This is a genomic window from Blautia sp. MSK18_10 (assembly GCF_020553185.1).
GTDB classification, from domain to species: domain Bacteria; phylum Bacillota; class Clostridia; order Lachnospirales; family Lachnospiraceae; genus Blautia_A; species Blautia_A wexlerae.
On the sequence record NZ_JAJCGT010000068.1, the window covers coordinates 1 to 8,687 of the forward strand.

An 8,687-nucleotide genomic window follows, 5' to 3' on the forward strand; every position below is an offset into this window, starting at 1 on the left:
GTGTGACAAGGCAGATGGTAGAAGAACGTCTGAAAGAAGTATTTATGGACAGCCTTGTTGGCGTAGCTGACTGTAAGCTTGTATGGGAATAGAAATTCCGAAGGAAAAGATCAGATGAAAGATTTATTTGTTAATACACAATTACCGGTTGTCACCTCTGACAGGATTTTATATACACCGTCAAATTTTGCCAGGACTTCTTTACTGTATCTGCAGGAGATTGGCTCTCTGCAGGTACATAAGCCTCACAGCACAGGGCGCAGTAACCTGTCCTCTTATTTGTTTTTTACAGTGACAGATGGCGAGGGTGAGCTCATCTGTGAAGGCAGAACTTATTCTCTTCGTACAGGAGACTGTGTGTTTATTGACTGCAGGAAACAGTATGCACACAGTAGTTCGGAGAAGTTGTGGAGTTTATCCTGGATACATTTCTATGGGCCGAATATGACAGCAATTTATGACAAGTATTTAGAGCGGGGTGGAAGAGCAGTCTTCCACCCCGTTTCTGTTTCCGGGTTTCTGGAAATCTGTCACAGGATTTATGAGCTGGCAGATTCCGATGATTACATTCGGGATATGAAGATCAACAGTGAGCTGAATTATCTGCTGACGCTTCTGATGAATGAGTCCTGGCACCCGGGAGAAAAACACAGGGATGCAGATCTGAAAAAACAGAATGTACTTCCTGTAAAGCAGTACCTGGATGAGCATTATCAGGAGAAAATAAGCCTGGATTTTCTGGCAGAGCATTTTTTTATCAGTAAATACTATCTGACCCGCGTGTTCAGGGAGCAGTTTGGTGTCAGTATCAGCAGCTACCTGATGAACAGGAGAGTCACGAAGGCAAAATATATGCTCCGCTTTTCCGACGAAAAGATAAAGATCATCGGCTATAAATGCGGTCTGGGGGAGCCTCATTATTTCAGCCGGGTTTTCAGACATATGGAAGGCATGAGTCCTTTAGAGTACAGAGAGAAGTGGGAGAAGTGAGAAAAAAGAGCAAGATAATGTAAGAAAACAGGGAGAAAGGGCAATATCGTGAATTCAGGCTTTCCGGATTTTTTACTAAAATAAATGCAGTAACTGTGGAGGTATTGAACAGTTGCTATTGATCAACAGAAAGTAAATCAAAAGGAAAGTTGAGGTTAATATATGTCTAAGGTTGCATTGATTACCGGTATTACCGGTCAGGATGGTTCCTATCTGGCTGAATTTTTACTGGAGAAAGGTTACGAGGTTCACGGTATTGTACGTCGTGCTTCCATTTCAAATACTGCCCGTATCGATCATCTGATCGAAAAAAATGTGATTAAACTTCATGACGGAGATCTGTCTGATTCTTCAGGGCTGATCCGTCTGGTGGGAGAGATCAGACCGGATGAAATTTATAATCTGGCTGCCCAGAGCCATGTGCAGGTATCATTTGATGCGCCGGAATATTCCGGTGATGTGGATGCACTGGGTGTCCTGCGTGTGCTGGAAGCTGTCCGTGTCTGTGGTCTGACAAAGACCTGTAAGGTATATCAGGCATCTACTTCTGAACTGTATGGCAAGGTAGAAGAGGTTCCACAGAAAGAAACCACACCGTTTCATCCATATTCCCCTTACGCTGTGGCAAAGCAGTATGGCTTCTGGATGGTGAAGGAATACCGTGATGCTTATGGAATGTTCGCTGTTAACGGCATTCTGTTCAATCATGAGTCTGAGCGTCGTGGTGAAAATTTTGTTACCCGTAAGATCACACTGGCTGCAGGACGCATTGCAGAAGGTCTGCAGGATCATCTGGAACTGGGCAATATGGATTCCCTGCGTGACTGGGGCTATGCCAAAGATTATGTTGAGTGCATGTGGCTGATCATGCAGCAGGAGAAGCCAGAGGATTTTGTCATTGCGACAGGTGTACAGCACACGGTCCGCGACTTCACTGAGAAGGCGTTTGCAGCTAACGGTATGACCATCCGCTGGGAAGGTACCGGCATTGATGAGAAGGGTTACGATGCAGCTACCGGCAAGATGTTGGTATGCGTAAATCCCCAGTGGTTCCGGCCGACTGATGTGGACAATCTGTGGGGCGATCCGACTAAGGCGAAGACGGTTTTGGGATGGAATCCGCAGAAGACGAGCTATGAAGAACTGGTGGAGATTATGGCAAAGAATGACCGTGAGCTTGCAAAGCGCGAGAAGGCCATGAAGGCTGTTATGTAAGAAAGAAGGCATACGATTATGATGGAAAAAAATGCAAAAATTTATGTTGCAGGTCATCGCGGAATGGTAGGCTCTGCCATTGTCCGTGAGCTGCAGCGTCAGGGATATACGAATATTGTGACACGTACCCATAAGGAGCTGGATCTGACCCGTCAGGATGCAGTGGAGAAGTTTTTCGCTGCAGAAAAGCCGGAGTATGTGTTTCTCGCAGCTGCCAAAGTAGGCGGCATTGTGGCAAACCAGAATGCACTGGCTGATTTCATGTATGATAATATGATTTTGGAAATGAATGTGATTCACTCTGCATGGAAGAACGGCTGCAGGAAGCTGGAATTCTTAGGTTCTTCCTGTATTTATCCGCGTATGGCACCCCAGCCGATGAAGGAAAGCTGCCTGCTGACTTCTGAACTGGAGAAAACCAATGAGGCATATGCACTGGCAAAGATTTCCGGGTTAAAGTACTGTGAGTTTCTGAACCGCCAGTATGGCACAGACTATATTTCCGTAATGCCGACAAATCTGTACGGTCCAAATGACAACTATCATCCTACACACAGTCATGTGCTTCCGGCGCTGATCCGCCGTTTCCATGAGGCGAAGGAGAGCGATGCTGCAAGTGTAACCTGCTGGGGGGATGGTTCTCCGCTGCGTGAGTTTCTGTATGTGGATGACCTGGCAAATCTGTGTGTGTTCCTGATGAACAACTACTCAGGTAACGAGACTGTCAATGCTGGTACCGGCAAGGAACTGACTATTAAGGAGCTGACTGAGCTGGTTGCGAAGGTTGTAGGCTATAACGGTGAGATCAAATGGGATCCTGATAAGCCAAATGGTACACCGCGTAAGCTTCTGGATGTTTCCAAGGCAACGAACCTTGGCTGGACGTATAAAACCGAGCTTGAGGATGGCATACGCCTTGCGTATGAGGACTTTCTGAATAATCCCATGCGCGCTGAACGCTGATCTTATTTTTACGAGGAGAAGATTATGAATATCATTTTGTTGTCCGGCGGTTCCGGCAAGCGTCTGTGGCCCCTTTCCAATGACATCCGTTCCAAACAGTTTATCAAGATTTTCAAAAAGGAGGACGGCACCTATGAGTCCATGGTGCAGCGTGTCTACCGACAGATCAGGAAGGTGGACACAGATGCGACCGTGACTATTGCCACCAGTAAAACACAGGTTTCTGCGATCCACAACCAGCTGGGTGAGGACGTGGGCATCAGCGTAGAACCGTGCCGCCGTGATACATTCCCGGCCATTGCACTGGCAACAGCTTATCTGGTGGATGTGATGCATGTTGCCCCGTCTGAATCTGTGATAGTCTGCCCGGTTGACCCTTATGTGGAGGATGATTACTTTGAAGCATTGAAGGAACTGTCAGAGCAAGCAGACAAGTGCGAGGCAAATCTGGTACTGATGGGTATTGAGCCGACCTATCCCAGTGAAAAGTACGGCTACATCATCCCTGAGAGTGCAGACCATGTGGCTGAGGTAAGAACCTTCAGGGAGAAACCGACAGCGGATGTGGCAGAACAGTATATTGCACAGGGAGCACTCTGGAATGGCGGTGTGTTTGCTTATAAACTGGGCTATGTGATGGATAAAGCCCATGAGATGATGGATTTTACAGACTATCAGGATTTGTTCGACAAGTACGATACCATGAAGAAGATTTCTTTCGACTATGCTGTGGCAGAGCATGAGTCAAAAATTCAGGTTGTCCGTTTTGCCGGTATGTGGAAAGACCTTGGCACATGGAATACGCTGACTGAGGCAATGGACGAAAGCATTATTGGTAAGGGGGAGTTGAACGACAAGTGCTCCGGAGTCCATATCATCAATGAAATGGATGTGCCGGTACTGGCAATGGGTTTGCATGATCTGGTGATCTCCGCATCACCGGAAGGCATTCTGGTCTCGGATAAAGAGCAGAGTTCTTACATTAAGCCGTTTGTAGATAAGTTTGAACAGCAGATTATGTTTGCTGAGAAGTCCTGGGGCAGTTTTAAGGTGGTCGATGTGGAAACCACATCCCTGACGATTAAGGTAACCTTAAATCCCGGCCACAGTATGAATTACCACAGCCACAAGAACCGGGATGAGGTGTGGGTAGTCATATCCGGTGAAGGAAAAACCATCGTGGATGGTATGGAGCAGATGGTAAAGCCAGGTGACGTTATAACTATGTCCGCAGGCTGCCGTCATACTGTGATAGCTGATACGGAACTGAAGCTGATTGAGGTACAGCTGGGTGCGGATATCAACGTCCACGATAAGCAGAAGTTTGAGCTGGAGCAGTAAACAAGATAGAAAATACGACTGGTAAGAAAGACAGAAATGGTGATCAATGGACGTATGCATGGAAAAAAGAAATGAACCCCTTTTGCTCCGTCCGGCAGGTAAGGATTACCTGTGGGGTGGAAAAAGGCTGAACGATGAATATGGGAAGAATATTGAGTTGTCTCCGTTGGCAGAAACATGGGAATGTTCCACGCATCCGGATGGGGTAAGTACTGTGTGTTGTGGAACGTTTGACAAAATGGAGCTGACTGCGGTCATAAAAGCCCACCCGGAGTATCTGGGAGAACGGCATAAGGGCGAAACAACGCTGCCAATCCTGGTGAAGCTGATCGATGCAAGAAAGGATCTGTCTGTGCAGGTGCATCCGGATGATGACTATGCAAAGATGAAGGAACATGGTCAGCTTGGAAAAACGGAGATGTGGTATGTGCTGGATGCAGCCAGGGATGCAAAACTGATCTACGGTTTGCGGCAGGACTGCACAAAGAAAGAAATGCAAAAGGCACTGGCAGAAGGTACGGTGATGAAGTATCTGCAGAAGGTACCTATTCACAAGGATGACCTGTTTTTTATCCCTGCAGGCACGATCCATGCCATTGGGGCAGGTGCACTCGTGGCAGAAATCCAGGAAAGCTCAAACCTGACCTATCGGCTGTATGATTACGACCGCATAGGAAAGGACGGGAAGAAAAGGGAACTGCATATCGACAAGGCGTTGGATGTGGCAGATCTTTACGGCAGTACAGAGCCGAGACAGCCGCTGCGGGTTCTGAAGTACCGTCCGGGGATGGCATCGGAGCTATTGATACGCTGCAAATATTTTGAAGTATACCGGATGCTTATCAATACAGAACGCCGACAGACGGTGCATTACCGTGCGGACAGGATGGCATTTCGGGTATTACTGTGCATGGATGGCTGTGGCACGATATCCTATGATGAGGGAACTGTTAATTTTTATAAGGGAGACTGTGTGTTTGTGCCGGCGGATTCAGAAGTCCTTACGATTCACGGACAGGCGCAGTTCCTTGATATCAGAGGATAAAATACAGAACTCCAGGGTATGGGGAAAGACAGGTAGGTAAGATGAAGATTAAGAAGGAATATGAAAGATGGCTGGCAAATGCAGTGGCAGATACGGATGTTGCTGCGGAACTGAAGGCAATGGACTATGTGGAAGTCGAAGATGCGTTTTATCGTGATCTGGCATTTGGAACAGGCGGTCTGCGCGGTGTGATCGGTGCAGGAACAAACCGTATGAACATTTACACAGTTGCAAAGGCTTCTCAGGGATTAGCAGACTATTTGAAGAAACACTTTAAAGAACCTTCTGTTGCAATCGGCTACGACAGCCGTATCAAGAGCGATGTGTTTGCAAAAGTCGCAGCAGGGGTGTTTACAGCAAATGGTGTCAGTGTCAATATCTGGCCTGTCCTGATGCCGGTGCCGACCGTATCTTTTGCGACTCGCTATCTGCATACTTCTGCAGGTGTCATGGTGACAGCTTCCCACAATCCCGGCAAATACAATGGTTACAAGGTCTATGGTGCTGACGGCTGTCAGATCACGACCGAAGCAGCGGCGGAGATTCTTGCCGAGATTGAAAAACTTGACATCTTTGCGGATGTCAAGACCAGTGATTTTGAAGCTGGCGTGGCAAACGGCAGCATCCGGTATATTCCGGACGAGGTTTACACTGCATTTGTAGAGCAGGTCAAGAGTCAGTCAGTCTTGTTTGGCGAGAACGTCAACAAGAATGTAGCCATCGTGTACAGCCCGCTGAATGGTACGGGGTTGAAGCCAGTGACCCGCACCCTCCAGGAGATGGGTTACACTAACATTACTGTGGTCAAGGAGCAGGAGCAGCCAGACGGACACTTTCCGACCTGTCCTTACCCGAATCCTGAGATCAAGGAAGCAATGGCACTGGGCATGGAGTATGCCAGGAAGTGCAACGCTGACTTGTTGTTGGCAACTGACCCGGATTGTGACCGTGTGGGTATTGCTGTCAAGAATAAGGCTGGGGAGTATGAGCTGCTGACCGGCAACCAGACAGGTATGCTGTTGCTGGATTACATTTGCAGTCAGCGCATCAAGCACGGTAAGATGCCTGCCGACCCGGTCATGATCAAGACCATCGTGACGATGGATATGGGCGAGCAGATTGCCGCCCATTACGGACTGCGTACCGTCAACGTGTTGACTGGTTTTAAGTTCATCGGCGAGCAGATTGGCAAGCTGGAACAGCTGGGGAAAGCAGACAGTTATGTGTTCGGCTTCGAAGAAAGCTATGGTTATCTGACCGGCTCTTACGTCCGCGACAAGGACGGCGTGGATGGTGCGTATATGATCTGTGAGATGTTCAGCTACTATGCCACCCGGGGCATCAGCCTGTTGGACAAGCTGGATGAACTGTATAAGACATATGGTTACTGCCTGAACACCCTGCACAGCTATGAGTTCGATGGCAGCGCAGGTTTTGCCAGAATGCAGAGCATCATGCAGGCATTCCGCGGTGGCATCAAGGAGTTTGGTGGCAAGAAGGTTGCCAGGCTGTTGGATTATGTACAGGGACTGGATGGATTGCCCAAGTCTGATGTGTTGAAATTTCTGCTGGAAGACAACTGCTCTCTGGTGGTACGTCCTTCCGGTACCGAACCCAAGCTGAAAATTTATATTTCTGTCAGTGCTGAGAATAAAGAAATGGCAGAGGAAGTAGAAGATGAGATTGCTAAAACTGCAGAAAAGTGGATTTGTTGATTTTGAAAGGCTCCGTAAGGAGCCTTTCGGTGATAATTGGAGAATCACGTTCCATCTTGTACATTGGGGTCATATCGTCATTGGGGTGAGACCGTGCGTCCAGCTAAGGGTATATAGTCCGGTGGGTGGAAGCCCCATCAAATAAGCTGCTAACCACAGCATTTGAAGCGAGTCTTGAGTCTGTCGCGGAAACGTTGCAGGCTAAGCGTAGACAGCAAGATAACAGGGATAGCTATTGAGCACCGAAATCCCAAAGTCACCAGAGGGTCGACATCGTGGTCTGGATGGAAGACAACATATGTATTTATCGTTATGGTGAGATTTTACATACCTCTGCGGTGTTGGTTGGAACTATTCATGTTATACAGGGAATATATATCAACTGGAGAGAACCTGCATTTTCTTCTGTAGTGTGTAAACAGAAAGTATGCCTGACAACCAAAAGAAGGATGGTAAAAGAAATGCAGGTAGTCGGAGGTCCGAATATTACCGATGAAGGTATGAACAAAATAAATACCAGAGGGAAGTCGAGAGAGAACTGTTCCTCACAGTTCTGGCCTGCGAAACTATATCAAAGAGGAAACATTAGCTATACACAGAGATAGAGGTACTAATGGAAACGAAATTGGCGAGAATATCACAATTATCAAAGGAAAATCCTGATATGGTATTTACGTCTTTAGGACATCTGATTAATAAAGAAATGCTTAAGAGCTGCCATGCCCAGATGGATGGAACGAAAGCTGTAGGAATTGATGGGATTACCAAAGAGGAATACGGGAGAAGACTGGAAGAAAACATAAGCGCTCTTATAGAACGTCTAAAGAAGAAGTCCTATAAGCCGAAACCGGCAAGGCTGGTGGAAATACCGAAGGATAATGGAAAGATGCGACCGCTCAGTATTTATTGTTATGAAGATAAGCTGGTGCAGGAAGCACTGCGCAGAATACTGGAAGCGGTGTTTGAACCCATATTCTATGATGAAATGATGGGATTCCGACCCAACAGGGGATGTCATAAAGCAATCCGAAAATTAAACCTGATGTTGGAGAGAAAACCAACAAGTTATGTATTGGATGCAGACATTAAAGGGTTCTTCCAGCATCTTGACCATGAATGGATCATACGTTTTATAGGATCAAGGATCAAAGACCCCAATATTATCCGTCTTGTCAGACGGATGCTGAAGGCAGGAATTATGAACAACTATGAATTTGAAGAAACCGAAGAAGGAAGTGGACAGGGTTCTGTCTGTTCTCCTGTAATCTCCTGTATCTATATGCATTACGTACTGGTATGGTGGTTTAAAGAGGTGATAACACCAAAGCTGAAAGGATATGCAGGTCTGGTCGTATATGCCGACGATTGTGCGCCACGAAGGCGGAAACTTGTGACATGATGTCAAACAAGTATAGCCA

At 47.0% G+C, this 8,687-nt stretch carries 8 protein-coding genes; all 8 read left to right on the forward strand.

Annotated elements, in window-relative coordinates; genetic code table 11:
* Positions 1–114: 114 nt before the first annotated feature.
* Complete coding sequence (locus LI074_RS16210; RefSeq protein WP_173698403.1) at positions 115–990, forward strand: AraC family transcriptional regulator; 876 nt, start codon at positions 115–117, stop codon at positions 988–990.
* Positions 991–1,152: 162 nt separating this feature from the next.
* Positions 1,153–2,205 (forward strand): GDP-mannose 4,6-dehydratase, encoded by a 1,053-nt coding sequence (gene gmd, locus LI074_RS16215; protein ID WP_008704427.1) that lies wholly within the window; start codon positions 1,153–1,155, stop codon positions 2,203–2,205.
* Positions 2,206–2,226: 21 nt separating this feature from the next.
* Positions 2,227–3,168, forward strand: a complete 942-nt coding sequence (locus LI074_RS16220; RefSeq protein WP_334296862.1) for a GDP-L-fucose synthase family protein — start codon at positions 2,227–2,229, stop codon at positions 3,166–3,168.
* A 24-nt stretch (positions 3,169–3,192) separates the two neighbouring features.
* Positions 3,193–4,509 (forward strand): sugar phosphate nucleotidyltransferase, encoded by a 1,317-nt coding sequence (locus LI074_RS16225; protein ID WP_173698405.1) that lies wholly within the window; start codon positions 3,193–3,195, stop codon positions 4,507–4,509.
* Positions 4,510–4,567: 58 nt separating this feature from the next.
* Entirely contained in the window at positions 4,568–5,554 is a 987-nt protein-coding gene (locus tag LI074_RS16230) for a type I phosphomannose isomerase catalytic subunit (protein ID WP_055058518.1), read from the forward strand.
* Between the two features lie 41 nt (positions 5,555–5,595).
* Entirely contained in the window at positions 5,596–7,269 is a 1,674-nt protein-coding gene (locus LI074_RS16235; RefSeq protein WP_173698406.1) for a phospho-sugar mutase, read from the forward strand.
* 284 nt (positions 7,270–7,553) lie between these two features.
* Complete coding sequence (locus tag LI074_RS16240) at positions 7,554–7,874, forward strand: hypothetical protein (RefSeq protein ID WP_147612031.1); 321 nt, start codon at positions 7,554–7,556, stop codon at positions 7,872–7,874.
* Between the two features lie 8 nt (positions 7,875–7,882).
* Entirely contained in the window at positions 7,883–8,668 is a 786-nt protein-coding gene (locus tag LI074_RS16245; RefSeq protein WP_008704421.1) for a reverse transcriptase domain-containing protein, read from the forward strand.
* The last annotated feature ends 19 nt before the right edge of the window (positions 8,669–8,687 follow it).

Coding starts and splice junctions, on each gene's coding strand:
- gmd (WP_008704427.1), top strand. CDS start 1,153: ATGTCTAAGGTTGCATTGATTACCGGTATTACCGGTCAGGATGGTTCC.
- LI074_RS16245 (WP_008704421.1), top strand. CDS start 7,883: ATGGAAACGAAATTGGCGAGAATATCACAATTATCAAAGGAAAATCCT.
- LI074_RS16240 (WP_147612031.1), top strand. CDS start 7,554: ATGGAAGACAACATATGTATTTATCGTTATGGTGAGATTTTACATACC.
- LI074_RS16230 (WP_055058518.1), top strand. CDS start 4,568: ATGGAAAAAAGAAATGAACCCCTTTTGCTCCGTCCGGCAGGTAAGGAT.
- LI074_RS16235 (WP_173698406.1), top strand. CDS start 5,596: ATGAAGATTAAGAAGGAATATGAAAGATGGCTGGCAAATGCAGTGGCA.
- LI074_RS16220 (WP_334296862.1), top strand. CDS start 2,227: ATGGAAAAAAATGCAAAAATTTATGTTGCAGGTCATCGCGGAATGGTA.
- LI074_RS16225 (WP_173698405.1), top strand. CDS start 3,193: ATGAATATCATTTTGTTGTCCGGCGGTTCCGGCAAGCGTCTGTGGCCC.
- LI074_RS16210 (WP_173698403.1), top strand. CDS start 115: ATGAAAGATTTATTTGTTAATACACAATTACCGGTTGTCACCTCTGAC.